Annotated in this window: 20 protein-coding genes and 3 pseudogenes; 13 read left to right on the forward strand and 10 right to left on the reverse strand. The window is 66.8% G+C overall.

Translation table 11 applies throughout. The annotated features are described in order from the left end of the window. The 12 genes from CSC66_RS01085 to CSC66_RS01140 all read left to right on the forward strand — a co-directional run bounded on the left by CSC66_RS01085 (position 1) and on the right by CSC66_RS01140 (position 16,544). The gene (locus tag CSC66_RS01085; protein ID WP_162375431.1) at positions 1–3,150 is read left to right on the forward strand and encodes an efflux RND transporter permease subunit; all 3,150 of its coding nucleotides are present in this window, start codon (positions 1–3) and stop codon (positions 3,148–3,150) included. 172 nt (positions 3,151–3,322) lie between these two features. Next, positions 3,323–3,835 carry a MerR family transcriptional regulator gene (locus CSC66_RS01090; RefSeq protein WP_141480896.1) on the forward strand — a complete coding sequence of 171 codons (513 nt, stop codon included), beginning with the start codon at positions 3,323–3,325 and terminating at the stop codon, positions 3,833–3,835. Next, entirely contained in the window at positions 3,832–4,146 is a 315-nt protein-coding gene (locus CSC66_RS17675) for a DUF2933 domain-containing protein (RefSeq protein WP_162375433.1), read from the forward strand. Before CSC66_RS01090 ends, CSC66_RS17675 begins: the two co-directional genes overlap by 4 nt. A gap of 1 nt (position 4,147) precedes the next feature. Continuing rightward, positions 4,148–4,813, forward strand: coding sequence for a methyltransferase family protein (locus CSC66_RS01100; protein WP_162375435.1), 666 nt, complete (start codon positions 4,148–4,150; stop codon positions 4,811–4,813). 80 nt (positions 4,814–4,893) lie between these two features. Next, complete coding sequence (locus CSC66_RS01105; RefSeq protein ID WP_024867875.1) at positions 4,894–5,313, forward strand: hypothetical protein; 420 nt, start codon at positions 4,894–4,896, stop codon at positions 5,311–5,313. An 81-nt stretch (positions 5,314–5,394) separates the two neighbouring features. Further along, a complete protein-coding gene (locus CSC66_RS01110) occupies positions 5,395–6,780 on the forward strand; it encodes an MBL fold metallo-hydrolase RNA specificity domain-containing protein (protein WP_162375437.1) in 1,386 nt (461 codons plus the stop codon). After that, positions 6,777–8,294, forward strand: coding sequence for a thymidine phosphorylase family protein (locus tag CSC66_RS01115; protein WP_162375439.1), 1,518 nt, complete (start codon positions 6,777–6,779; stop codon positions 8,292–8,294). Before CSC66_RS01110 ends, CSC66_RS01115 begins: the two co-directional genes overlap by 4 nt. Then, complete coding sequence (locus CSC66_RS01120) at positions 8,291–9,205, forward strand: ribose-phosphate diphosphokinase (protein ID WP_162375440.1); 915 nt, start codon at positions 8,291–8,293, stop codon at positions 9,203–9,205. The genes CSC66_RS01115 and CSC66_RS01120 overlap by 4 nt, the downstream gene beginning before the upstream one ends. Beyond that, positions 9,202–11,664, forward strand: coding sequence for a phosphoketolase family protein (locus tag CSC66_RS01125; protein ID WP_238394196.1), 2,463 nt, complete (start codon positions 9,202–9,204; stop codon positions 11,662–11,664). The genes CSC66_RS01120 and CSC66_RS01125 overlap by 4 nt, the downstream gene beginning before the upstream one ends. A 25-nt stretch (positions 11,665–11,689) precedes the next feature. Next, positions 11,690–13,282, forward strand: a complete 1,593-nt coding sequence (locus tag CSC66_RS01130; protein WP_162375441.1) for an ABC1 kinase family protein — start codon at positions 11,690–11,692, stop codon at positions 13,280–13,282. Positions 13,283–13,345: 63 nt separating this feature from the next. Further along, positions 13,346–15,421, forward strand: a complete 2,076-nt coding sequence (locus CSC66_RS01135; protein WP_238394197.1) for a heavy metal translocating P-type ATPase — start codon at positions 13,346–13,348, stop codon at positions 15,419–15,421. A 19-nt stretch (positions 15,422–15,440) separates the two neighbouring features. Next, a complete protein-coding gene (locus CSC66_RS01140) occupies positions 15,441–16,544 on the forward strand; it encodes a hypothetical protein (protein ID WP_162375442.1) in 1,104 nt (367 codons plus the stop codon). A 35-nt stretch (positions 16,545–16,579) separates the two neighbouring features. On the opposite strand, the gene CSC66_RS01145 is transcribed toward CSC66_RS01140, so the two are convergent. From CSC66_RS01145 to CSC66_RS01160, 4 genes are all read right to left on the reverse strand, one after another. Further along, complete coding sequence (locus CSC66_RS01145) at positions 16,580–17,779, reverse strand: hypothetical protein (protein ID WP_162375443.1); 1,200 nt, start codon at positions 17,777–17,779, stop codon at positions 16,580–16,582. A 94-nt stretch (positions 17,780–17,873) separates the two neighbouring features. Then, positions 17,874–18,149: a GDCCVxC domain-containing (seleno)protein gene (locus CSC66_RS17520; protein WP_255683533.1), complete on the reverse strand. Its 276-nt coding sequence runs from the start codon at positions 18,147–18,149 to the stop codon at positions 17,874–17,876. After that, positions 18,079–18,366, reverse strand: a complete 288-nt coding sequence (locus CSC66_RS01155) for a heavy-metal-associated domain-containing protein (RefSeq protein WP_028917132.1) — start codon at positions 18,364–18,366, stop codon at positions 18,079–18,081. The genes CSC66_RS17520 and CSC66_RS01155 overlap by 71 nt, the downstream gene beginning before the upstream one ends. An 8-nt stretch (positions 18,367–18,374) precedes the next feature. Continuing rightward, the gene (locus tag CSC66_RS01160) at positions 18,375–18,731 is read right to left on the reverse strand and encodes a mercuric transporter MerT family protein (protein WP_017355168.1); all 357 of its coding nucleotides are present in this window, start codon (positions 18,729–18,731) and stop codon (positions 18,375–18,377) included. Positions 18,732–18,772: 41 nt separating this feature from the next. Here CSC66_RS01160 and CSC66_RS01165 point away from each other — a divergent pair, with 41 nt between their 5' ends. Then, entirely contained in the window at positions 18,773–19,198 is a 426-nt protein-coding gene (locus tag CSC66_RS01165; protein WP_043766636.1) for a MerR family transcriptional regulator, read from the forward strand. A gap of 40 nt (positions 19,199–19,238) precedes the next feature. On the opposite strand, the pseudogene CSC66_RS01170 reads toward CSC66_RS01165, so the two are convergent. The 6 genes and pseudogenes from CSC66_RS01170 to CSC66_RS01190 form a co-directional block, all read right to left on the reverse strand. Then, a pseudogene (locus CSC66_RS01170) lies at positions 19,239–19,513 on the reverse strand (transposase); the annotation flags it as partial. Between the two features lie 15 nt (positions 19,514–19,528). Then, positions 19,529–20,684: pseudogene (locus CSC66_RS01175) on the reverse strand (IS3 family transposase). Positions 20,685–20,688: 4 nt separating this feature from the next. Then, positions 20,689–20,907, reverse strand: a pseudogene (locus tag CSC66_RS17765) (cation efflux transmembrane domain-containing protein); the annotation flags it as partial. 42 nt (positions 20,908–20,949) lie between these two features. After that, positions 20,950–24,132: an efflux RND transporter permease subunit gene (locus CSC66_RS01180; protein WP_162375444.1), complete on the reverse strand. Its 3,183-nt coding sequence runs from the start codon at positions 24,130–24,132 to the stop codon at positions 20,950–20,952. A 10-nt stretch (positions 24,133–24,142) separates the two neighbouring features. After that, a complete protein-coding gene (locus CSC66_RS01185; RefSeq protein WP_081770103.1) occupies positions 24,143–25,108 on the reverse strand; it encodes an efflux RND transporter periplasmic adaptor subunit in 966 nt (321 codons plus the stop codon). Further along, positions 25,105–26,382, reverse strand: a complete 1,278-nt coding sequence (locus CSC66_RS01190) for a TolC family protein (protein ID WP_043689475.1) — start codon at positions 26,380–26,382, stop codon at positions 25,105–25,107. The genes CSC66_RS01185 and CSC66_RS01190 overlap by 4 nt, the downstream gene beginning before the upstream one ends. Positions 26,383–26,399: the final 17 nt, after the last annotated feature.

Genomic DNA, 26,399 nt, shown 5'->3' on the forward strand with positions numbered 1-26,399 from the left:
ATGCTTGGCCGTCTCGTTGAATGGTCGGTGCGCAACGTCTTCCTGGTGCTGCTGATGGCGCTGGCGATTGTCGCCGGTGGCATCTACGCACTGATGAACACGCCGCTGGACGCACAACCGGATCTGTCGGACGTGCAGGTGATCGTGTTCACGGAGTACCCGGGGCAGGCGCCCCAGGTGGTCGAGGACCAGGTCACCTATCCGCTGACCAGCGCCCTGCTCGCGACGCCGAAGTCGAAGGACGTCCGCGGCTTCTCGTTCTTCGGCGCCTCCTTCATCTACGTCATCTTCGAAGAAGGCACGGACCTGTACTGGGCGCGCTCGCGCGTGCTCGAGAACCTCAACGTCGCGTCGAAAAACCTGCCGGCTGGCGTGGCACCGGCACTGGGACCCGACGCGTCCGGCGTGGGCTGGGTCTACCAGTACGTGCTGCAGAGCGACCGCCACTCGCTGGACGAGCTGCGCGCGATGCAGGACTGGTACCTGCGTTACCAGCTCACCACCGCGCCCGGCGTGGCCGAGGTCGCCAGCGTCGGCGGCTTCGTGCGCCAGTACTCGATCACCGTCGATCCGGTCCGGCTGCGCGAGTTCGACATCCCGATTTCACGCGTGTCCGAGGTGATCGCCGAGAGCAACCGCGACGTCGGCGGCCGCGTGATCGAGATGGCCGAGACCGAGTACATGGTGCGGGGCCGCGGCTACCTGCGCGGTATCGAGGATATCGAGAGCCTGGTTCTGCGCGCCGAAGGGGGCGCACCGGTGCTGATCGGCGACGTCGCCCGGGTCGAACTGGTACCCGATGAGCGCCGTGGCATCGTCGACCTGGACGGCGAAGGCGACGTTGTGGGCGGGATCGTCATTGCGCGCTTCGGCGAAAACGCCCTGGCCGTGATCGGGGGGGTGAAGGACAAGATCGCCCAGCTTGCGAGTGGACTCCCCGAGGGCGTCAGCGTCCAGGCGGTCTACGACCGCTCCGATCTCATCGTGCGTGCGATCAAGACCCTGCGCACGACGCTGCTCGAGGAGAGCCTGATCGTCGCACTGGTGTGCCTGGTATTCCTGTTCCATGCGCGCAGCGCGCTGGTCGCGATCGTCATGCTGCCCGTCGGCGTGCTGATCGCGGTGATCGCGATGCGCATGCTGGGCATGAACTCCAACATCATGAGCCTGGGCGGCATCGCGATCTCGATTGGCGTGATGGTCGACGCGGCGATCGTGATGATCGAGAACGCGCACAAGCACATCGAGCGCTCCGACGGCTCCCGCAGCCGGACCCAGCTGATCATCGATGCCTGTCGCGAGGTCGGGCCGGCGCTGTTCTTCAGCCTGATGATCATCACCGTCTCCTTCCTGCCGGTGTTCGCCCTGGAGGCGCAGGAAGGGCGCCTGTTCAAGCCGCTGGCATTCACCAAGACCTTCGCGATGGCCGGTGGCGCGCTGTTGTCGATCACGCTGGTACCGGTACTCATGCTGCTGTTCGTGCGCGGCAAGATCGTGCCCGAGCACAAGAATCCGGTGAACCGGTTCCTGGTTGCGGCCTATCGGCCGGTGATCAACGTCGTTCTGCGGCACCGCATGGCCACAGTCATGTTCGCGCTGGTCGCCCTGTTTGCCAGCCTCTGGCCTGCATCGCGCCTGGGCAGCGAGTTCATGCCCACGCTCAACGAAGGCACGCTGCTGTACATGCCCGCGTCGCTTCCCGGCATGTCGGTGACCAAGGCATCGGAGCTGCTGCAGCAGCAGGACCGGATCATCAAGGGCTTCCCGGAAGTGGAGTCGGTGTTCGGCAAGGCGGGTCGCGCCCTGACCGCCACCGACCCGGCGCCGCTGGAGATGTTCGAGACCGTCATCAACCTCAAGCCCGAGGACGAATGGCGGGACGGCATGACCACCGACAAGCTCATCGCCGAGATGGACGCGGCGCTGAAGTTCCCGGGCGTCGCCAACTCCTGGACGATGCCGATCAAGGCGCGCACCGACATGCTGGCCACCGGCATCCGCACGCCCGTGGGCATCAAACTCTTCGGCACGGACCTTGAGCAACTCGACGCGCTGGCCACCGAGATCGAAGCCGTGGTGCGCGAAGTGCCGGGCACGACCAGCGCGTTCGCCGAACGCCTGACCGGCGCCTACTACCTCGACATCACCCCCGACCTTGGCAGCCTGGCCCAGTACGGCGTCACCCTGGGCGAGGTGCAGAACGTGGTGGCCGCCGCGCTGGGCGGCGAGATCGTCACCACCATCCTCCAGGGCCGCGAACGCTTCAGTGCGATCGTGCGCTATCCCCGCGAACTCCGCGACGATCCGCACCGGATAGGCAGCCAAGTCCTCGTGCCGGTGCCCGGCGGCGCCCAGGTGCCGCTGGGCGAACTGGCGCGGATTGAGGTCAGGAAGGGTGCGCCGAGCATCCGCACCGAGAACGCGATGCTGGCGGCTTACATCTACGTCGATACCCGCGAGAGCGATCTCGGCCGCTACGTGAAGGCTGCGCAGGAAGCGGTCACCGAGCAGGTGCAGTTCCCGCCTGGCTACTACGTAACCTGGAGTGGACAGTACGAATACATGCAACGTGCCGCGGAGAAGATGCGTGTCGTCGTTCCGGTGACGCTGGCGCTGATTTTCCTGCTGCTGTACCTCAACTTCCGCCGCGTCACCGAGTCGCTGATCGTGATGCTGTCGGTGCCCTTCGCACTGGTCGGTGGCATCTGGCTGATGTGGATGCTCGACTACAACACCAGCGTCGCGGTGATCGTGGGCTTCATCGCGCTGGCCGGCGTCGCCGCGGAAACCGGCGTGGTGATGCTGATCTACCTCGACCACGCACTTGAAGCGCGTGCCGCGCAGAGGCAGGCCGAAGGCCGGGCACTGGATTCACGGGACCTGCGCGAGGCCATCATCGAAGGCGCGGTCGACCGCGTGCGCCCGAAGATGATGACCGTGGTCGCGATCATGGCGGGCCTGCTGCCCATCATGTGGAGCAGCGGTACTGGCTCGGAAGTCATGCGCCGAATCGCTGCGCCGATGGTAGGTGGCATGGTGTCTTCGACCATCCTCACCCTGGTCGTGATCCCGGCGCTGTACTCGCTGATCAAGCAGCGGCAGCTGGCCAGGAAGCCGCACCCCTCCTCCGCACCACCCAAGGAGAAGTAGTGATGGGGCCGTTCAACGCAGGCAGGGACCGACGGTTCATGCAACTGTGGCCGCGAACATCCGTCCGTCTACGGCCAATTCGCGCGTTACTGGCTTCGCCCACCGCAAGGCCGGTTGACCTGTGTGCGAGACACAGGTCTAGCCTGATCAACACCTCGCCGGGAGCAAGCCGATGACGACCAAGGAAGAAGTGACGCTGCCGCTGATGACGGTCCGCCAGCTGGCACGGCAGGGCGATGTCACGGTGCATGTGGTGCGCAACTACCTGCGGCGCGGTCTGTTGCAAGCGGCCACGCGTACCGAGGGCGGCTACCAGTTGTTCTCCACCTCGGAGCTCCTTCGCCTGCACTTCATTCGCACGGCGCAACACCTTGGCTTCACGCTGGGGGAAATCGAGGAAATCATCCACCACAGCCTGCTGCGACATAGTCCCTGTCCGCTTGTGCGGGACATCATTCGGCGCAGGCTCGACGACACCCGCCAACAACTGGACAGGCTGCTCGCCATGCACGGACGAATGGAGCGTGCCATCCACGCCTGGGCGGAGCTTCCGGACTCCATTCCGACTGGCGATGACGTCTGCGCATTGATCGAATCTGTTGCCGCTGCTGAAGGCGGCGGGTTCGTCAAGTCCACCCCCCGGCGACTTCTTGGACGCCGCCCCACAGAGGAGAATTTGCCATGACAGCCTCCAGTCCTGCCCCCTCAGGCTCCCGACGCTGGGTCTTCTGGATCTTCCTGGCGCTGGCCGTGTTCTATCTCGGCGTCGAGCACCGCGCCCACCTTGCGGGGACGCTTCGCTGGTTGCCCCTGGCCATCCTGCTGCTATGTCCCTTGATGCATGTGTTCATGCACAAGGGGCATGGCGGTCATGGAGGTTCCGGAAGTCATGGGCGCGACGGCAATGCCGACGACACACCCCATGGCCAGCATGAGAGCCGTAGCAAGCGGGCACTGAACGACGAAACGTCCGACACCTCGAACGGAGGGCACTGACATGCAGGCACCCGACTCCGGCTACGGCCTTTGGCTGCTGGCCGCCATCAACGCCGCGTTCTTCATCTTCTTCGCCTGGAGCTTCTACAAGCCCTTGACCCGTTGGGACTGGCGTGGGTTCGGTATGTTCTCCGCCTTCGTCGTGGCCCTGTTCGCGGAAATGTATGGCTTCCCGCTGACGCTGTACGTCTTGGGCGGGTGGCTCAGCGCCAACTATCCGCAGGTCAACTGGCTCAGCCACGACGCCGGCCATCTGCTGGAGATGTGGTTCGGCTGGCGCGCCAATCCGCATTTCGGTCCATTCCACCTGGCGAGTTTCATCCTGATCGGCGGCGGGTTCTGGCTCCTGTCGGCAGCCTGGCCCGTGCTGTATCGGGCACAGCGTGAGGGTCGGCTTGCCCGGGAGGGCGCGTATGCACGCATGCGTCACCCGCAGTACGTCGCCTTCGTACTCGTACTGACTGGTTTCCTCCTGCAGTGGCCCACGCTGCTCACGCTCGCCAGCTATCCGGTGCTGGTGTGGGCCTATGCCCGCCTCGCGCGTCGTGAGGAGAGAGATTGCCTGAGCCGCTTCGGCGAGGACTACGTGAGCTACATGCAGGAGGTGCCGGCCTTCATACCGCGACGCCGGCGCGGTCCTGTCCGATCGGCGGGGGAAGTCCGATGAAGGCCGACCGTCGTGTTCCATCCCTTTGTGCTCTCGCAGTCTCGCTGTTTCGCCTCACATCCATTCAAGGAGTCCACACAATGAACAACGTCACACATGCCGCCTGTTTTGCTGGCCCACGCACCAATCCCAATCGCTGGTTCGCCGCGCTGGCGCTGGCGGGCGCCTTTGCCTTCTCCTTCGCACTGCCGGGGGCTGCTTCCGCGAGCGAAGGCGGGTTCCGCCACAACGTGTTGATGCGCGGCCAGGTTCTGGAGACGCAGGACGACACACTGGTGGTCTGCGTCGGCAAGGCCGACGGAGCCCAGGTCGACCAGGTGCTGGATGTGATCCGGCACAAGCGCCGTAACCGCGGTCCCCGGGATATCGGGCCGCGCTTTCGCCGGGAAGCCGTCGGTCAGGTGCGCATCACCGGGCTGTTCGACGACCACTACGCAGAGGCTGAAGTGATCTCCGGAAAGCCCAAGGTCAATGACATCGTCGAGCTGATTCGACCGTGAGCAAGCCACGCGTCCGGCGCGATCTGCGTCGGACGTGTGCCCGCTGTCCGCCATCACTTCCTGCCAGAACCGGAGCTCATCATGACCTCGACTTCCCGCCCGACGCTGCAGTTCCTCGGTGCCGCCGGTACCGTCACCGGATCGCGCTACCTGGTCGAGGCCAATGGCCAGCGCGTGCTGGTCGACTGCGGTCTCTTCCAGGGCTACAAGCAGCTGCGCGACCGCAACCGGGCACCGTTCCCAGTCGATCCGGCGTCCATCGACGCGGTGGTCCTGACCCACGCCCATCTGGATCATTCGGGCTACCTGCCCGCGCTGGTCAAACAGGGATTCCGCGGCTGGATCCACTGCACCCACGCCAGCGTGTCCCTGTGTGGCCTGCTGCTTCCCGACAGCGGGCACCTGCTTGAAGAAGAGGCGAAGTACGCAGCCCGCAAGGGGTACTCCAAGCACAAGGAACCTCGACCGCTTTACACCGAGGAGGACGCCCGCCGCAGCCTGAAGCAGCTCAAGGGGCATGACTACGAGCGCGACATCGAGGTCGCGTCGGGCTTCAAGGTCCGCTTCCATCCCGCCGGCCACATCCTGGGCGCCGCACACCTCAGCTTGGACGTCCAGGGCCAGCGTCTGCACTTCAGTGGCGATCTGGGGCGTCAGCAGGAATCGCTGATGAATCCGCCCACGCCGCTGCCCGCCTGTGACGTGCTGGTCTGCGAGTCCACGTATGGCGACCGCGAACACATTCCCATCGACCAGGAAGCGGAACTGGCGCCCATCATCCGCCGCGTTGCCGCCCGCGGGGGCGTGATCGTCATCCCCGCCTTTGCCATCGGCCGCGCCCAGGCGCTCATGCTGCATATCTCCCGGCTGCGCGAGCGCAAGGAGATTCCCCGCGTGCCGGTCTACCTCAACAGCCCGATGGCGATCAACGCGACCCGGCATTACCACGCCCACCATTCCGAACACCACGTGTCCGAAGAGGACTGCCAGCGGATGTTCGACGTGGCCACCTTCGTCAACACGGTGGAAGAGTCGAAGGCGCTCAACCGCCAGCGCGGGCCGATGATCATCATCTCCGCCAGCGGCATGATCACCGGTGGACGCGTGCTTCACCACATCGAGGCGTTCGGCCCCGATGACCGCAACGCGATCCTGCTCGCCGGCTACCAGGCCGGTGGAACACGCGGTGCCGCGCTCGCGGCGGGCAAGCCCAGCTTGCGCATGTTCGGTCGCGAGGTGCCCATGCGCGCCGAGGTGGTGCAGTTGCAAGGCTTTTCCGGCCACGCCGACGCCGGGGAGCTGCTGGACTGGATGCGCACCGCGCCATCCGCGCCGCGCGTCGTCTATCTCACCCATGGCGAGCCCGATGCAGCCGACACGTTGCGCGGGCGCGTGCAGCGCGAGCTGGGCTGGCGGGCGCGCGTGCCCGAGCACCTGGAGCGCGTGGGACTGGAGGATGCGCAATGACCGGGCAGGCCGCAGGCCATACCCGCCTGCGCGTCACCCGTGCCGGCATCGACACCTACCAGCAGCCGGTGGTCTACATGCATCGCGACTGCGAAGTCTGCCGCTCGGAGGGCTTTGCCGCGATGACACGCGTGAGGCTGGACGTGGACGCCCGCACGTTGGTGGCGACGCTGAACGTGGTTGTCGACGATCGGCTTGGCCTGGATGAGATAGCCCTGTCGGAGGCCGCGTGGACGCTGCTGGATCCCATGCCCGATGCCTTGGCCTGGGTCGGGCATGCGGAACCCGCGTCGTCGGCAGGCGCGCTCCGGGCCAAGGTATTCGGCGCGCGGCTGGACGACGCGCAGTACCTCGCCCTGGTGCAGGACGTGATGGAAAGCAGGCTGTCGGACCTGGAGCTTGCCGCGTTCGTCACGGCCAGCGCGGGCGACCGCCTCGACAACGCCGAGACGACCTCGCTGACACGGGCCATGATCGCCGTTGGCCAGCGCCTGGATTGGGGCGATGGGCCGGTGCTGGACAAACACTGCGTAGGTGGCCTGCCGGGCAATCGCACCACCCCGATCGTGGTGGCCATCGTGGCCGCGCTGGGCTACCGCATTCCGAAGACCTCGTCGCGCGCGATCACGTCGCCCGCGGGCACCGCCGACACCATGGAGGTCATGGCGCCGGTGGCGCTCGATTTGGCGGCGATGCGCCGGGTGGTGGAGCGCGAGGGCGGCTGCATCGTCTGGGGCGGCAACGTGCGCCTGAGCCCGGCCGACGACATCCTGATCCGGGTGCAGCGGCCGCTGGACTTCGACAGCGACGGCCAACTGGTCGCCAGCGTGCTGTCGAAGAAGATCGCCGCCGGCTCCACCCACGTGCTGATCGACATGCCCATGGGTCCAACCGCCAAGGTGCGCAGCGAGGCTGCGGCCCACAGTCTGGGCTCACGGCTTGCGCACACCGCGGCTGCGCTTGGATTGCAGCTGGGCATCCATCGCTCCGACGGCACCCAGCCGGTGGGCCGGGGCATCGGCCCGGCGCTCGAGGCGCACGATGTGCTCAAGGTGCTGCGCAACGCAGCCGATGCACCCGCCGACCTTCGCGAACGCGCACTTGCGCTGTCCGCGGCGCTGCTGGACATGGCACCGGGCAGCAACGCCGGCACCGGACTGGAGCGCGCGCGCAGCGTGCTGGATTCCGGGAGGGCGCTGGCCAAGTTCCTGGCGATCTGCGAAGCCCAGGGAGGCTTCCGCGAACCGGCGCGGGCGCCATTCACCGCCGACGTTCCGGCATCCGCGTCGGGCCGCATCACGGAAATCGACAACCGCAGGCTGGCCAAGCTGGCCAAGTTGGCCGGCGCACCCACATCCCCCACCGCCGGCCTGGAAACGAGTCTGCGCGTCGGCGATGCGGTCGAGCGCGGACAGCCTCTGCTGACCCTGCATGCGGAGTCTCCGGGCGAGCTGGCCTATGCGCTGGAGCACGCCGCCACCTTGCAACCCTTCGTCCTTGGAGAGGTTCCATGACCCGTGTGCTGATGCCTTTCCCGGCCGATGCAGCATTGGCCAGCACCATGAACCAGGCTATGCAGGCGCGCATTGCACCTGTGGCTTGGCGGCACTTTCCCGATGGCGAGTCGCTGGTGACCCTGGACGACGCACTGGCCGGAGCCGATGTGGCGCTCCTGGCCAGCCTGCGCAACGCCGATGCCCTGGCCCTCCCGTTGCGCTTCGCCGCCCGGACCGCGCGCGAGTTCGGGGCTCGTTCGGTCGGCCTCATCGCAGCCTACCTGGGGTATATGCGCCAGGACACCCGCTTCCATCGCGGCGAGGCGGTCAGTACACCGCTGTTTGCGCAATTCCTCGAAGAGGCTTTCGACTGGCTGGTGACCGTGGACCCGCACCTGCACCGCGTCGAGCGCCTGCAGTCGCTCTACCGCATTCCGACGGTCCACGTATCGGCGACGCCGGCCGTGGCCCGCTGGATCGCTGAGACCGTCCCCGACGCTGTGCTGATCGGCCCTGACAGCGAGAGCGAGCAGTGGGTAGCGGACATCGCCGCCCTGTCCGGCATGCCCTACCAGGTGCTGGCCAAGGAGCGGCACGGCGACTACGACGTGCGCGTCAGCCTGCCCGACCCGGCAGCCGTGGCTGGTCGGACTCCGGTGCTGATCGACGACATCGTGTCGTCCGGCCACACGATCCTGGAGACCCTCGCACACCTGCGCCGGTTGTCGTTGCCGTCGCCGTTGCTGGTCGCCATCCATCCGGTGTTCGCAGGCGACGCCTATGCCCGCCTGCAGGAGGCGGGCCTGGCCCGCATCGTCAGCACTGACACCATTTCCCACCCCTCCAACGCCATCGCGCTGGGTGCGGACCTCGCCGCCGCGGCATCGACCCTGATGACCGCTTCGACCGATTCCCCGGAGGACCCATGAACCTGCATCTCAACTGCTGCACCGCCGACCAGCTGTCGGCCGCCGAGCGCCAGCGGATCCTTGAACTCGCCGACGCCCACCGGCAGGCCGATCCCGCGTTCGCCCACTGGGCGGCCGGCTACGGGGTGATCCGACATGACCCGCTTACCCAGCTCCGGGTCCGCCAGATGGTGCACGAGCTGGTCGCCCTGGGCCGCACGCCGGATGCCGGCACCGCATGGCAGCGGCTCGCCGCGGCCGACCGCGTCACCAGCGCCGGCATGTGGCTGGTGGCGCACATGACCTACAGCCAGCGCGTTCGTACCGACGGCGCGGCCCTGGAGGTCGATGATTTCAAGACCACGCCTGAAGGCCACACCGGCGGGTCCCTCAACATGGTGCCCGCCTACGCCGGCTACCTGCTGATGGATTCCCTGGATGGCGTCACCCGCGCGTGGATGATGGGCCAGGGGCACTGCGTGGCCGCCATCGACGCGCTGAACGTGCTGGTTGGCAACATGACCGACCGGCACGCCGAACGTTACGACCGCACCGGCGAAGGGCTGAGCCGGTTCGTAAGCGACTTCTATGCCTACACCCTCAATCCGGACGGAACGCCGGCGTCGCCCCTCGGCTCCCACGTCAATGCGCACACCGCCGGGGGCGTGATGGAAGGCGGCTATCTCGGCTTTGCCGAGCTGCAGTACGTGCATGCGCCGCTCAAGGATGAACGCCTGGTCGCCTTCCTCAGCGACGGTGCGTTCGAGGAACAGCGTGGCAGCGACTGGGCGCCACGCTGGTGGCGCGCCGAGGACAGCGGACTGGTCAGCCCGATCATCATCCTCAACGGGCGCCGCATCGAACAGCGCAGCCAGATCACCCAGCAGGGCGGCGAGCGGTGGCTGGACCGGCACCTGCGATTGAACGGCTTTGATCCGATCGCGCTGAACGGGCGCGATCCGGCCAGCATCGCGTGGGGCATCCACGTGATGGAGTCGCGCCTGCAAGCGGGCGCCGCTGTTCCCGCCGACGTGCGGCTGCCCTATGGCATCGCCGAAACCGTCAAGGGCTTCGGCTTCCCCGGCGCCGGGACCAACGCCTCGCACAACTTGCCGCTGCCGGGGAATCCGGCGAAGGATGCCGCGGCGCGCACGCTCTTCAATGAAGGCGCAGCGGCGCTGTTCGTGGCCGCGTCGGAGCTCGAGCAGGCCGTTGCCGCACTCAACAGCCACGATCTCCAGCAGCGGGTGCGCGAGCGCGACCATGCGCTGGCCGATCGCCAGGTGGAACCGCCCCGCGTCCCGGCGATCGCCGACCGCGGCGCCGGCGGTGAGAGCTCGCCAATGACCGCACTCGACGAGCAGTTCGTCGCCATCGCCGAGGCGAATCCGGGACTGCGGGTGCGCGTGGGCAATCCCGATGAGCTGCGCAGCAACAAGCTCGACCGGACCCTGGACGCGATGAAGCACCGGGTGCACGAGCCCGAGCCCGGCGTCGCCGAATCGCCAACCGGCGCGGTCATCACTGCGCTCAACGAAGAAGCCGTGGTCTGCGCGGCGCTCGGCAACAAGGGCGGGCTAAACCTGGTGGTCACCTACGAGGCGTTTGCACCGAAGATGCTCGGCGCCGTACGTCAGGAACTGATCTTCGCCCGCCACCAGGCCCAGGCCGGGCGCCCACCCGGCTGGCTGGGCGTGCCCCTGGTGCTGACCTCGCACACGTGGGAGAACGCGAAGAACGAACAGTCCCACCAGGATCCGACCATGGCCGAGGCACTCATGGGCGAAATGGCCGACATTTCGCGCGTGGTGTTCCCGCCGGACGCCAATGGCGCTGCCGCCGCCCTCGCCCGCGCCTACGCGCAACGGGGCACGGTCACCACACTGGTCGTTCCCAAGCGTCCGGTGCCTCATGAGCTGACCCCGCAGCAGGCCCAGGCACTGGCCGAGACCGGCGCAACATGCCTCGCCGGCGATCCGGAGACGGCGGCGATCCTGCTGGTGGCCACCGGCGCGTACCAGCTGCAGGAAGTGCGCCGCGCACAGGCGCGTCTGGCCGCACGCGGAATGTCGGCCGCGATCGTCTATCTCGCCGAACCCGGCCGATTTCGCGCCCCGCGCGATCCGGAGGAGGCAAGGTACGTGCACTCCGACAGTGCGGTCCAAGCGCTGTTTCCGGTGGGCCGGCCGCGCGTATTCGTTACCCACACCCGTCCGGAGCCCTTCCTCGGTGCGCTGCGCCGACTCGACACCGGCCCCACCACCACCGCGGCGCTGGGCTTCGTCAACCGGGGCGGCACACTGGACGTGCCGGGCCTGCTGTTCGCCAACCGCAGCACCTGGGCGCACGTGGTTGACGCGGCTGCGGGCGTCCTCGGCGAGTCCCGCGACAACCTGCTGTCCGAAGCGGAGCTGGCGGCCGTGGATGGTCGCGGCGATCCGACCGCCATCCTGCGCGCGGAAGCGGGGCCGGCATCGTGAGCCGGCCGGCCAGGACCTCGCGCTGATGGCGGGCACGGTGCGCCGCGGAGGCCAGATCGCCTGGGCCGGACTGACTCTCGGGGTCGCGGTGTTGCGCCTGCGCCGACGCAGACCCGAACGGCTTCCCGCGTACGTCAGCGCCACCCTGGTGGGGCTGGGTACCACCTTCGTCAAGCTGGGCCAGGGTTTGAGCCTGCGCTGGGACCTGCTGCCGGCGCCCTATCGCGAGGCATTGTCGCGGTTGCACAGCGACGTGCCGGCATTTCCTGCTGACCAGGCCAGACACATGGTCGAGCATGCGTTCGGCGCCTCCGTCGAAGAGCTTTTCGCCAGCTTCGATGACCATCCGCTGGCCGCCGCGTCGGTGGCTCAGATCCATCCGGCACGCATGCATGACGGTCGCGACGTGGTCGTCAAGGTCACCCGGCCCGGCATCCACGCTCAAGTGCAGGCTGACCTGCGGCTGCTTCGACGCACGCTGCGCGTAGCCCAGTGGATCTGGCCGCCTCTGAAGCGACACCGCCCCCTCGAACTGGTGGACGAGCTGGGCGCATTCCTGCGCGATGAAATCGACATGCGTCACGAGGCGCAGAACATGCGCCGCATGGCGAAGGTGCTCGATGCCCTGCCCGGCATCACACAGCCACATGTCGTTGAGCCCTACGCCACCCGCGACGTGCTGGTCCAGGATCGTAGCCACGGCACCCGCCTGGAAGCCGCTTATGGAACGGCGGCGGCTCCCGCACTGGCAAGGGCGCTGCTCGGTGCCTACGTGCATCAGCTCTTCGGCGCCGGCGTCTTCCATGCCGACCCGCACCCGGGGAATCTGTTCTTCTTTGACGACGGTCGCCTGTGCCTGCATGACTTTGGCTCGATCGGCGTGCTCGTCCCTGCATCCCGGCTCGCGCTCGGCGGCATGGTCGAGGCCATTGCGGCCGACGACGCCGAGGGCGTGCTGGATGCAGCGATCGCCATGGGCTTCTTCCCGCCGCAGGTCGACCGCCGCTCGCATGTGCGCGAGATCCACCTGATCCTGGCCGAGATGGCCAGCCGTCCGCTGGCGCAGTGGTCCATTGCCGAGGCAATCTGGCGCGTGGCACGCATTGGGCAGGGCGCTGGCTTCCGGCTTCCGGCCCACCTGCTGTCCCTGATCCGGACGCTGTTCCTGGTCGAGAACACGCTGCGGGCGCTGGATCCGGATCTGGACCTGCTGGGGACGCTGTCCGCGCAGGCGGCCGCGATCGCCGACATTGCCGAAGCCAGCCGCCCCAGCGGCAACAGGCCGCTTGCCATGCGGCTGGCCCGCACTGCGCGCCAATTGCCACAGATCGCCACCGACCTGTTGCGGCAGGCGCAACTGAGCGACGGACGACCCGCCTTCTCCGTACACCACCATGGCCTGAGTTCCACGCAGGAGGCAATCGCGCGCACGGGCAACCGGCTGGCGTTGGCCCTGGTCACCTTGGGCCTGTACGTAAGCGGTGCGCTGTTGAGCCTGCATTCCGACGGCCCGCAAGTGTTCGGTCACATGCCTTTCCTGGCTATGGTGGCTTTCGCTGCTGCGGGATTGCTCTCACTGCGGCTGGTGATGGCCATCGCCAGATCGGGACACTTGTAACAGAACACTGATCTATCTCCCCGCTGGTGCCCGGCGCATCAGTGCATCCAGGAAGGCAGACCCATGACGCAACACAATCATCATCATCAAGATCATCAGGCGCACGGCGAGCAACCGCCGCATCCCCGCACGGGTGCTGAAGGTGACGTCCATGCCGGGCACGACAAGCACGCCGGCCACAGCGTGGCGAGCTTCCGCGACAAGTTCTGGCTCACGCTGCTGCTGACCATCCCCACTCTGATCTGGAGCGGGATGATCCAGCATTGGTTCGACTACACCGCACCACAGTTCCCGGGGTCGGCGTACATCCCGGCGGTGTTCGGCACGATCGTGTACTTCTACGGCGGCTCGCCGTTCGTCCGCGGCGGATACCACGAGCTGAGAAATCGCCTGCCGGGCATGATGACGCTGATCTCGCTTGCGATCACCGTCGCCTTCTTTTACAGCGCGTTGGTCACGCTCGGCGTTGTCGAGGGCTTGGACCTGTGGTGGGAGCTGGCGACGCTGGTGGCGATCATGTTGCTCGGCCACTGGATCGAGATGCGTTCGATCAACCAGGCACAGGGCGCTCTCAAGGAACTCGCGAAGCTGCTGCCTGATATGGCGGTGCGGTTGGATGAGGCCGGTACCGCGAAGGAAGTCCCTGTCGCGGAACTGAAGCGCGGCGACCTGCTGCTCATCAGGCCCGGCGCGAGCATTCCCGCCGACGGCGTCGTGAAGGAAGGGACCAGCGCCGTCAACGAAGCGATGATCACCGGCGAGTCCAAGCCGATGGACAAGTCGACGGGCGACCGGGTGATCGCCGGCACCGTCAACGGACAGGGCTCGTTGCGTGTCGAGGTGACGGGAACCGGCGACGAGACCGCGCTCGCGGGTATCATGAGGCTCGTCGAGCAGGCCCAGACGTCGCGCTCGCGCGCCCAGGCCCTGGCGGACCGGGCGGCGTTCTACCTCACGATCATCGCCATCGTCTCCGCCGCGGTTACCGCCATTGTCTGGCCACTCCTCGGTCGACCGTGGAGCTTCACGATCGAGCGCGTAGTGACCGTGCTCGTGATCGCCTGTCCCCATGCGCTGGGTTTGGCCATCCCGCTGGTGACCGCCATCTCGACCACGATTGGCGCACGGAACGGCCTGCTCGTGCGCGATCGACGCGGCCTGGAAGAGGCCCGTTTGCTGAACACGGTCGTGTTCGACAAGACAGGCACGCTCACGCTCGGTTCGCACCGCGTCGTGAAGACCACTGCCGCCGATGGACTCACCGACGACGAGGTGCTTCGCGTGGCCGCGTCGGTCCAGCGCGACGCTGAACATCCGATCGCGCAGGCGCTGATGACCAGCGCCAAGGAACATGGCATCGACGTTCCGATGTCGCAGGACTTCGAGTCCATGCCGGGACGCGGCGTGCGCGCAGTCGTCGAGGAGCGCTCGCTCCACGTTGGCGGGCCGGGTCTGTTGAGAATGCTCGCGGTCGAACCGCCGGAGACGCTTCGGCGGGCTGCCGAATCAGCGGCAGCCGATGGTCAATCTGCAACCTACCTGGTGGAAGGCGACCGGGTGCTCGCCGTGTTCGCGATCGCTGACGCCATCCGTCCCGAATCGTTCGATGCGGTCAAGCGTCTGCACGACAACGGACTGGAGGTTGTGCTGCTGACTGGTGATTCCACCGCAGTCGGCAATGCGGTCGGGAAGGAGCTCAATATCGACACCGTCTTCGCCGAGGTCCTGCCAGAGGACAAGGTGGCAAAGATCGAGGAACTGCAGGCCCAAGGGAAGCGCGTCGCGATGGTGGGCGACGGCGTCAATGACGCGCCGGCGCTGCTCACAGCCGACGTCGGCATCGCCATCGGCACAGGGACGGATGTCGCGGTCGAGGCTGGCGACGTCGTACTTGTGCGCAGCGACCCGCGCGACGTCCCTGCGATCATTGCATTGAGCAAGGCGACCTATCGCAAGATGATCCAGAACCTGTGGTGGGCCGCCGGGTACAACATCGTCGCCATCCCGCTCGCTGCCGGCGTTCTCGCTGCATGGGGGATCATGCTGCAACCCGCGCTTGGTGCAGTGCTCATGTCGCTGAGCACCATCGTGGTGGCGATCAATGCGCAGCTGTTGCGCCGGGCGGTACGGTCCCCATGAACATGAACTGGCGACACCTATGACCACGCGCCGGCTTCTGGCACTCAACGTTGGCTCGTCCACCCTCAAGGGCGCGTGCTATCTGTTGCACGCTGAGGGGCCAGGCGCGCAGCCACGCGTCGTGGAGCGCTCCCGGGCCGAGATTGCCGTCGGCGCGGATGCGCAAGAGCGACTTGCCACCCTGCTCGAAATATTGTCGATACCGGCGCCCGGCCCCGACGTGGTGGTCCACCGAATCGTACATGGCGGCGACCTGCGCAACGCCAGCGAGCTCGACGAAGATGTACTTGCGAAACTGGATGCCTTGGTGCCATTCGCACCCTTGCACCAGCCGGTCGCCCTCGCGTTCGCGCGTGCCGCGCGCCTGCGTTGGCCGCAAGCCCGCCAGGGCGTGGCCTTCGACACGGACTTCCACGTGACACTCGCACCCTGGAGCCAGCGCCTGCCCATCCCCGAAGCATGGGATGCGCTGGGCGTCCGCCGCTACGGTTTCCACGGACTCGCCTTCGCCTCTGCACTGCGAGTCGTGGCCAGCCAGGACGCCGGAATCCTGCGGAGCCGCGCCGTCTTCGCGCATCTGGGGGGTGGTTGCAGCGTCTGCGCCGTCGAGGACGGTCGGAGCCGCGACACCACCATGGCGCTCACTCCGCTGGGGGGAATCCCGAGCCCTACCCGCTCCGGGGATCTCGATCCCGGTGCGTTGCTGTACCTGCTCAGGCACGAACGGCTGGACGCGCAAGCGATTGAAGATGGTTTGTCCCACACTGCAGGTCTTGCCGGCATCGCCGGGCACGGCGATATGCGCGTGCTGCTTGCCGATCCTGGCCCGCAGGCCCAGCTTGCCATGGACCTCTTCGCAGTCCGGATCGCGCAGTCCATCGCGGCCATGGCCACGGGAATCGGCGGACTCGACCATGTCGTCTTTTCCGGCGGCATCGGCCACCGCGCGCCGGGTCTGCGGGCGCGGATCATCGCGCGCTTGGGCTGGCTTGGCCTGGCGCTGGCACCTGACGACAACGATGCTGGGGCCACGCGGATCGATGCCGCGAGCGGGCCGGCCATCTGGAACGTCGCGATCGATGAGGAACGCGAGCTGGCCGAATCAGCATTGGCCTGGCTGTAGTCCACGGCATACCGCCAGGGCGGCCCCAGCCAGGATTACTCGCCGATCAGTGGCGTCGTGAGCACCGCTGCGAATCCACCACCTGGGGTGCGCATGTTCGTAGTCTGGCCCTGATAAAGCCGGGCCGCGAACAACAGCACACCCGCCTCGGACGCGAAGCAGCGCACGTCCGCCTTGAGCGACTGGCCCCCATGCACGATCCGCATGCTCGGTGGCGCGAAGGCCTGTGCGATGTAGGTCGCCGACGCCATCGACTCCCACGTTCGCCGGGTGAGCTTGTCGCCCCGATAGCTGCCACGGCTGCCGAACCCTGCTGCAGGCTTGAAGAAGTAGCCGTTGCGCGCTGCCCACAGCGCATCCCGGTTTCCGGGGACGACTTCAACCGTTGTCGGGATCACCTCGGCCAGCAGGGCTGTCAAACCCGCATCGACCCCAAACCCGCCGAGCAAAGCCGCGTCTCCAAGCACCGCCAGGTTGCGCTTGTCGGCGAACAGCGCGTGCGCACGCGGATGAGGGGTGAGTGCGACGTCCCCTGCGAGATAAGCCTGACGAAGGTCCGCATGCGAAGCTTCCTCAAGCGCGAAATCGGTCAACCGGTTGTAGACCATGTCGATCGGGCCGTCGGCATCTGCAAGCCCCTCCGGGCCGAACCTCAGATCCTCGGGCGCGCGTATCACGCAGTCCACGCCGTGCTCCCGGAATGCGTCCGCGTACAGCTCGAACTCGGGGTAGAGGAACTGCTCCCGCGGGGCGCTGTCCACGATGGCCACACGGGACGGCGCGCGGCCCGACTGCTGCCGGGCATCGTCAAGCCAGGCGGCTACAGCCGCGCTATGGGCCTCCGTCGCCGTGGTCCAGGTGGTCCACGCAGCCGGCGCGCAAGATCTCACGGCATCGAGCAGCACGGCATTGAGGAGCAGCCCGCCTGGATTGGTGTTGACCTCGATCAACCGCGGGCCGTCGACGGTCAGGTGAAAGTCCAGCCCCAGGACGCCCCCCGCAGAACCCGGATCATGGGTTGCAATGTCAGGGGCCCATTGCAGGACCCGTTGGCTATATCCCGGGTTTCCTGCGACGTCGAAGACCGCCGCCGCGACTCGTCCCATGGCCTCCAACGCGGGCCGATCAACGAACAAGGCATAGGGTGAAAATAAGTGCGCGTGTACGGCGGGATCAGTCGTGAACTCCGGAAAGGCACCCCGGATCGACTCGTGCAGACGGAGGATGTCGACCACTTCGCATGCACACCGCTGGTTGAGCGGCGCGCTTTCCAGGGTGGCACAGTCGATCTCGCAGCCTGTCTGTCCAACTATTATCGGAGTCCGCGGTTCAACCACAACAGGGATTGTTCTGTTGGATCGGTGGACATGGCACTGTTCCGAACGAGCAGAACACACAGCAGTCGCCTTGATGCGGACGCAAAACCGCTCCACAGCCCGTGCACTCATAGAAGAATTGACACGCTGTGATGGGCATTGTCTCGGTCGCCCGATGGCCGCACTCCGGGCAGGTCAAGACGCTTTCCAGCTTGACGTCACTCACCGCGAGTCCGCACCTTGGCCGGGAAGCCTGCTTCCGTGACTGCACGCGCGATTCCGGCTGCATCCGTCTGGCTCGATTCGAACGTCACCGTGACTGTTTCAGCCCGGGTGTCCACCTTCACATCGGCCACGCCCGGCACCTTCTCCAGCGCCTTCCTGATGGTGATGCCGCAGGCGGGACAGGTCATGTTCTCAGCATCGAGCATCACTACGGTTGCGGGCGTCGCAAGAGCGGCACCGACCGACAGAGCAGCCACCAGGGCCAGTATCCACTTGTGCATCGCGCCTCCTACAGAATCCAGACGATGTAATAGGGAAACAGCAGCAACAGGACGATGAGGGCTGTCGCCAACCAGAGCCAACGTCGCCTGCGTCGCAGAGCGTCCGGGGCGATGCAACTGCCATCCACACCGCACCGTGCCGCCGGTCGATACAGCATCCAAAACGCCACGGCCAAGGACAGTACGGCGGCGGCGCTGAACCAGGGCCTCAAGGGATCGAGAGCTGTCAGGGTGCCGATCCAGGCGCCACTGATGCCCAGCAGGACCAGCACCAGCGGCACGACGCAGCAGACCGATGCGCCAATGGCGGCGATGCTCGCGCCAACGATGGCTGGAACAGACGATTTGGCCGGGGTTGTTTGCATCAGAGCATACTAGCCTCTGTACCTAGGTACGGAGTCAAGCCGTGCGTCCGAACACGTTTACGATCAGCCGGCTGGCGGCGGCGGCCGATGTGCACGTCGAAACCGTGCGCTACTACCAGCGACGTAGGCTGCTGCGTCAACCCGAGCGACCCATAGGAGGCGTGCGTCGTTACGACGAAAACGATGTCAATCGGCTTCAGTTCATCCGGCGCGCTCAGATGATGGGATTCAGCCTCGACGAGATCGCTGGCCTGCTAGAGATCACAGGCGAACGTTCCTGCGAGCAGACCCGTCAGCTGACCGAGCGAAAGCTCGTCGATGTCCGTCTACGAATCCGCGAGCTGCGACAGCTGGAGAGGGATCTCGAACAGAAGATAGCGCGGTGCGCCCAAGTGCCGGCGGGAGAGTGCTGCCCAACCCTCGATTTTCTGGAGCGGCCAAGAAAGCCAGCTGCGACAGGCAGTTAGCTCACTTTCGGCCCGTTTTTACACGAATCCCTGCCGACCCTCTCATGGCTTGAACCGGCGGTCGAGCTCCGCCTGGGCAAAATACGCTGACGCCTTGCGCAGGATCTCGTTGGCCTGGCGCAGCTCGCGTACTTCCCGCTCCAACGCCTTTATCCGCGCCTGCTCGTCGGTAGTCGGCACGCTGCGCAAGCCGCGGTCACGCTCGGCCTGACGGACCCAGCGACGCAGCGACTAGGGCGTGCACCCTACCTTGCCTGCGATCGAGACAATCGCCGCCCACTGCGATCCGTGCTCGCCCTGATGCTCCAGCACCATCCGTACCGCGGGGTTCTACCCCGAAATCACGGACGGCTGTAAAAGAGCTGACAGCTTCCGGTCTTTCCTGGCCACCCTGCGCCGCATCCTCGGGTTGTGGAACCGCTCGATGTATTCGAACACATCAGCCCTGGCGGCATCGGGTGTCGGATACGTCATGCGGTGGACCCGCTCGCGCTTGAGCAGGCCGAAGAAGCCTTCGCACGCCGCGTTGTCACCGCAATGGCCCACCGCGCTCATCGAGCACACCAGTTCGTTGGCCGCCAGGTAACGCTGGTAGTCGCCGCTCCGGAACTGGCTGCCGCGATCGGAATGCAGGATCACCGGGTCGCTGCCCTGACGCTGCCAGACCGCCATCTGCACGGCCCGGATCACCATCTGCCGATCCTGCCGATGGTGCATCGACCAGCCCACCACGCGCTGGTCGAACAGGTCCAGCACGATGCACAAGCACAGCTTGCCCTGCCGGTCTTGAGTTCGGTGATGTCGGTGACCCACTTGGTCTCCGGCTCCAGCGCAGTGAAGTCCCGTTCGAGCAGGTTGCGCACGCCCGGCGGCGTCAGCGCGGGCCGGCCACGCTGCCCACGCCGCTTCGGCCGCGGCCAGCCCTGCAGGCCATCTTCAGCCATCAGGCGCGCCACCCGGTTCAGGCTGACGGGTTCGCCGGCATCGGCCAGATCTTCCTGCATCCGACCGGCGCCCAGCGTGCCCCGGCTGTCTTCATGCAGCTCACGGATGCGGTCGAGCAAGCACTCGTTGTCGAGCTGGCGGGTGCTTGGCAGGCGCTTGCTCCAGTCGTAGTAACCACTGGCCGAGACCCGCAGGCAGCGGCACATCAGCCGAACCGGGAACTCATCGCGGCAACGTTCGATCGCCTGATACCTCAGGACGATCCCTTGGCAAAGAACGTCGCCGCTTCTCTTAAAAAATCCCGCTCCTTCTTCACCCGGGCCAGCTCGCGCTTCAGGCGGGCGAGTTCCTCATCCCGGGGCGTGCCGGTGCCGCCGAAGGCCACCTTGCCTTGGCTCTGGGCCTCTCGCTTCCAGCGGGTCAGCAGCGTGTCCCGGATCCCCAGCTCCCGTGCCACCTGAGCGCAGCTGACGCCCGGCTGGCTCGCCTGCTCAACCGCGCCACGCTTGAACTCTGCACTGAACTTCCTTCGCTTCGACATGAACACTCCTCATGGCCTCGATCGGCCTTCTCGTAAGTGTCCGTGAAAACGGGGGTGAACCCTCGGTGGCCATGTGAGCCGCGTCGGACAGCAGCGCCAAGCTGTTGGTGACGAGGCCACCCACCACCTCGGCGACCAGGAAGGCGGCGGTGAGTCCGAAGGCCCACCACAACGGTTTCTCATGCTGGACTTCGCCCAGCCCGTGATCGTGTCCTGCACCCATGTCTTGTGCTCCTAAGTGGCCGCAGCCTGCATGAAGTTTCGATCAAGCGTTCGCAGCCCGCGGTGAACCCTCCGCCTGCCGATGCAGCCAGCGATACAACGCCGGCAGCACGAGCAGCGTCAGCAATGTCGAGGACACGATGCCGCCGATCACGACCGTCGCCAGCGGGCGCTGCACTTCCGAACCTGCGCCTACGTTGAGCGCCATCGGCAGGAAACCGAGCGAGGCCACCAGCGCCGTCATCAGCACCGGGCGCAAGCGACCCAGCGCCCCATCCACGATCGCATTGTCGAGAAAATCGCCTTGCTCACGGAGCTTTCGGATGAACGCGATCATCACCAGGCCGTTCAGCACGGCAACGCCCGACAACGCGATGAAGCCGACGCCAGCGGAGATCGACAGCGGAATGCCGCGCAATGCCAGTGCGATTACGCCGCCGGTCAACGCCAGCGGCACGCCACTGAACACGATGGCCGCATCCTTCGCCGAACCGAAGGCCATGAACAACAGGCCGAAGATGATCACCAGCGTCACCGGGACCACGATCGCCAGGCGCCGGCTCGCGGAGATCAGTTGCTCGAACGTGCCGCCGTATTCGATCCAGTAGCCAGTGGGTACCCGGACCTTCGCTTCGATCGCCGATTGCAGTTGGTTGACGAAGCCGCCGAGGTCGCGGTCGCGCACATTGGCCGTGACGACCACGCGGCGCTTGCCGTTCTCGCGGTTGATCTGGTTGGGGCCAAGCGTGGACTCGATGCGCGCCACTTCCCGCAACGGCACCGTGCGTGGCGCATCGCCCACCCAGCTTGCCGGCCGGCTCGATTCGTCGGCCTCGCCGTTGCTGCCCAGCGGGATCGGCAGATCGGCGAGTGCGGCCGGGTCCTGGCGCACACCTTCGGGCAGGCGTACGACCAGATCGAAGCGCCGATCGCCGTCGAACAACTGGCCGGCCACCTCGCCGCCTACGGCCGTGGCCACCGTGTCCTGCACGTCGCCTGGGTTGAGCCCGTAACGCACGAGCGCCTGGCGATCCGGCACCACGGTCAGCAGCGGCAAGCCGGCGACTTGTTCGGTCTTGACGTCGGCCGCACCGGGCACGGCCGCCATCACTCGCTGCACCTGCGCCGCCGTGCGGACCAGCTGGTCGAGGTCGTCGCCATAGATCTTGACCGCCACGTCCGCACGCACGCCGGAAATCAGCTCGTTGGTGCGCATCTGGATGGGCTGGGTCAGCTCGTAGTTGTTGCCGGGCAGCCTGGTGATCGCCGCTTCCATCTCCTCCAGCAACTCGTCCTTCGGCTTGCGTGGGTCGGGCCAGTCCTCACGCGGCTTGAGCATCACGAAGGTGTCTGAAATCGACGGCGGCATGGGGTCGCTGGCCACTTCGGCAGTGCCGATCTTGGCGAACACGCGTTCCACTTCCGGGAAGCCTGCCAGCGTCTTCTCCAGTGTTTCCTGCATGGCTACCGACTGGGTCAGGCTGGTGCCGGGAATGCGCAGCGCCTGCACCGTGATGTCGCCTTCGTCCAGGTTCGGAATGAACTCGGTGCCCAGACGGGTAGCAAGCAAGCTGCACAGCACTACCAAGGCGGCAGCGCCAGTTAGCACCCAGCCCCGACGCTTCAACGACCAGGCCAGCATCGGTGCATAGCGGCGTTTGGTCCATGCCATCAGACGGTTTTCCTTCTCCTCGACGCGGCCGCCCAGGAAGGTGGCGACGGCCGCCGGCACGAAGGTGAGCGAGAGCAGCATCGCACCGGTCAGCGCAAGCACCACGGTGATCGCCATCGGGTGGAACATCTTTCCTTCGATGCCGCTCAGCGCAAAGATGGGCAGGTACACGGCGGTGATGATGCCGACGCCGAACAGGCTGGGACGGATGACTTCGGCCGTCGCGACCGCGGTCAGGTCGAAGCGTTCCTCCCGCGTCATGGTGCGGCCGAGGGCGTGCTGCGCCTCGCCGAAGCGGCGCAGGCAGTTCTCGATGATGATCACGGCGCCGTCGACGATGAGTCCGAAATCGAGCGCGCCCAGGCTCATCAGGTTGCCCGACACGCCGCCGCGCACCATGCCGATAACGGTGAACAGCATCGCCAGCGGAATCACCGCCGCCGTGACCAATGAAGCGCGGACGTTCCCCAGCAGCAGGAACAGCACGACGACGACGAGGATCGCGCCCTCGATGAGGTTCTTGGCGACGGTGTGGATCGTGCGGTCGACCAGTGCGGTGCGGTCGTAGACTGGACGGGCCGTGACGCCCTCAGGCAGGCTCGCGTTTGCCGTTTCGAGCTTCGCCGCGGAGGCCTGCGATACCTCCCGGCTGTTGGCGCCCACCAGCATCACAACGGTGCCGATGACCACCTCGCGGCCGTTCTGTGTCGCGGCACCCGTACGCAGTTCCGGTCCTTCGCCCACGAGCGCCACGTCGCGTACCCGGATCGGCACGCCTTCGCGCCGGTCCAGCACGATCTCACGGATGGCATCGAGATCGGCAACCTGGCCCGGTACGCGAACGAGGAACTGCTGGCCGTTGCGCTCGATGTAGCCGGCGCCGACGTTCTGGTTGTTGGCCGCGATCGCCGTGACCACGTCATGCAGGGTGAAGCCCAGCGCCACCAGTTTGGCCGGATCCGGCGTGATGTGGATCTGCCGTTCGAAGCCACCGATGGTGTTGACCTCGGTAACGCCCGGCGTATTGCGCATCTGCGGACGCACCACCCAATCCTGCAGGGTGCGCAGGTCGGTGGCCGTATACGGTGTGCCGTCCCGCTTGCGCGCCGTCGGATCGGCGTCGACGGTGTACATGAAGATCTCGCCCATGCCGGTGGCGATGGGCCCCATGTCCGGGTCCAATCCTTCCGGCAGCTGCGACTTCACCTGCTGCAGGCGTTCGGATACCTGTTGGCGGGCGAAGTAGATGTCGGTGCCGTCCTCGAAGATGACGGTCACCTGCGACAGGCCATAGCGGGACAGCGATCGGGTGTAGTCCAGGCGCGGCAGGCCGGCCAGCGCCGTCTCGATGGGGAAAGTGACGCGCTGCTCGGCCTCCAGCGGCGAGTAGCCCGGCGTCTCGGTATTGATCTGCACCTGGACATTGGTGATGTCCGGCGTGGCATCGATCGGCAGCTTCGTGAAGCTCCACACGCCCAGCCCGACCAGGGCGAGCGTGAGCAGCAACATCAGCCACCGATGCGCGATGGCGAATCGGATGATTTTTTCGAGCATGGCGGCGACCTCAGTGCTCGTGCTCGGCGGTCGATTTCTCGATGTCCGCCTTGACGAGGAAGCTCTGCTCGACCACGACCTGCTCGCCGGCCTTCAGGCCGGACACGATCTCGACGCGCTGTGCGTCGCGGCGCCCGCCCCGCACCGGGCGCGTGACGTAGGTGTCGCCCCGGCGCACGTACACCACATCGTCCTCGCCGGCGGTCTGCAGCGCGCCGAGCGGGACCACGAGGTTAACGGGCTGGTGATCGACCGTCACCCGCGCCTTTACCGCGGAACCCGGCCGCCACAGGCCGTCGAGGTTGCGGATCGTGGCACGCGCCACGGTGCTCTGGCTCGCGGTGGCGGTTCCCGGCAGCACGCGTTCGAGCGTGGTTTCGGCGGTGACGCCATCGCTCATGCGGGTAACCAACACCGGTACGCCGGCGGTGATGTGCTGTGCGTCCGCGCCGAAGATGTGCAGGTCCACCCACAGCTCCGACAGGTCCGCGATCTCGTACAGCGCCGCGCCCTCGCCGGCGACCGTGCCGATCGACGCGTTGCGCGCGAGGACCACGCCGGAAATCGGCGCAGGCACGGTGTAGGTGGTGAGGCTCAGGTTGCTCTCGATCGTGGCCAGCGGCTGCCCGGCCCGCACGCGGTCGCCCACGTTGGCGCGCAGCGTACGGATCGGGCCGGGAAAGCGCGCCATGACCTTGGCGACGCGGCCTTCGACGGGCGTGAGCAATCCCTGGACTTCGTGCTCGTCGGCGATCACCCCGGCGGCAGCCGGTGCAACGCGAATGCCGGCGTCCTGCGCCACCTTCGCGGCGATGGTGGTGCGATCCATCGCCTCTTCGTGACCTTCCTCTTCGTGGCCGCCCGCTTCGGCCTGCGATTCGTCTTCATGGCCGGGCTCACCCGCGGGCTTGGCGCCGCCACAAGCGCCCAACAGGACAGCCAGCGTCAGCGCGCTGATCCGGTGCATCCACTTCATGGGGTGTCTCCTTGCGTCGCCCGTGTCGGTGCCGCCACGAAAGGCGCTCCGGTCAGGCGTTGGATTTCGATAAGGGCGCGCTGGGCTTCAAACGCGGCGTCGAGTTGTTGTTTGCGCGCGGCGGTGCGTTCGGACTGCAACTGCGCCCATTCCAGGTAGCTGATGGCCCCGGCGCGGTAGGCGCGCTCGGCCGCCGCTTCGGCCCTGGCGAGCTTGGGCATCACGTCGGTGCGCAGCCGATCCAGCTCCACCTGCGCCGTGAGGTAGCGCCCGTGCGCTTCGGCCAGTGTCGAATACAGCGACAGCCCCTTGGACTCGCGTTCGATCTCCAGCGCGGTGAGTTCGGCCTCGGCCACGCGGATCTCCGGCTGCGCGCGGCGACTCGCGCCCAGCGGCATCGACACACTGCCCACGAGGGCCAAGTCGTCTGTTGACTGCAACCTGCGGATGCCGACTTCCCAATCCAGATCCGCCTTGGCATCGGCACGCGCGAGTTGCAGGCGCGCCTCACGGATACGGCGCTCACCGACGAACTGCGCAAGCTCGGGCGTCTGTTCCAGCAAGCTCGCCAGGGTGGCAAACGCAGGCACCTCGGGCAGGACCGTCGGGTCGCCAGCCACCGCGTCGAAGGTGGGTGATCGCTCGCCCCACAGGGCGGCCAGGTGCTGCCGCGCCGCCGCATGGCGTTGCTCGGCACGGGCACGATCCAACTCCGCTCGGGCCAGGGCCGCCTGCGCGGTCAGCACGACCGACTCGGGCGAAGCGCCGGCCTGCAGCCGTTGCCGCGCTCCGGCGACGGTACGTTGCCGCTGGGCAATGTCGAGCTCGGCGATCTCGCGCTGGCGTTGCGCGGCGACCATCGCCAAGTAGCGACGCGCGACTTCCGCCAGCAGGTCGAGGCGCCGGGCCTCGCGCTCGACCGCCAGGGCATCGATGCGACTTTGCGCCAGCGTGCGACGCGCATCGAGCTTGCCGCCACGCTCCAGCACCGACGCCAGGGTCAGGGTCAGCTCCGCGCCGCTCAGGCCACTCGCCTCGCCGGTGCCGAAAGCGTTCTCGACGCTGGCGCCGGCGACCAGTGGGGGGCGCAGGGTTGCGCGGCCCAGTTCGGCGGCGAGCACGTTGTGTCGCGCCCCGAGCAGGCGCAGATCGGGATGGGATTCGGCGACGCGCGCAAATGCGTCGTCCAGGGAGAGTCGATCAGCCGCGTTCGCCGGCCATGCAATGGCGGACACGGCGACCAGTGCGGCGAACGCCGCAAGTCGCACAGACATGGAAACACTCCAATCGG

This window comes from Pseudoxanthomonas kaohsiungensis (assembly GCF_010211765.1).
In the GTDB taxonomy this organism is placed as follows: Bacteria; Pseudomonadota; Gammaproteobacteria; order Xanthomonadales; family Xanthomonadaceae; genus Pseudoxanthomonas; species Pseudoxanthomonas kaohsiungensis.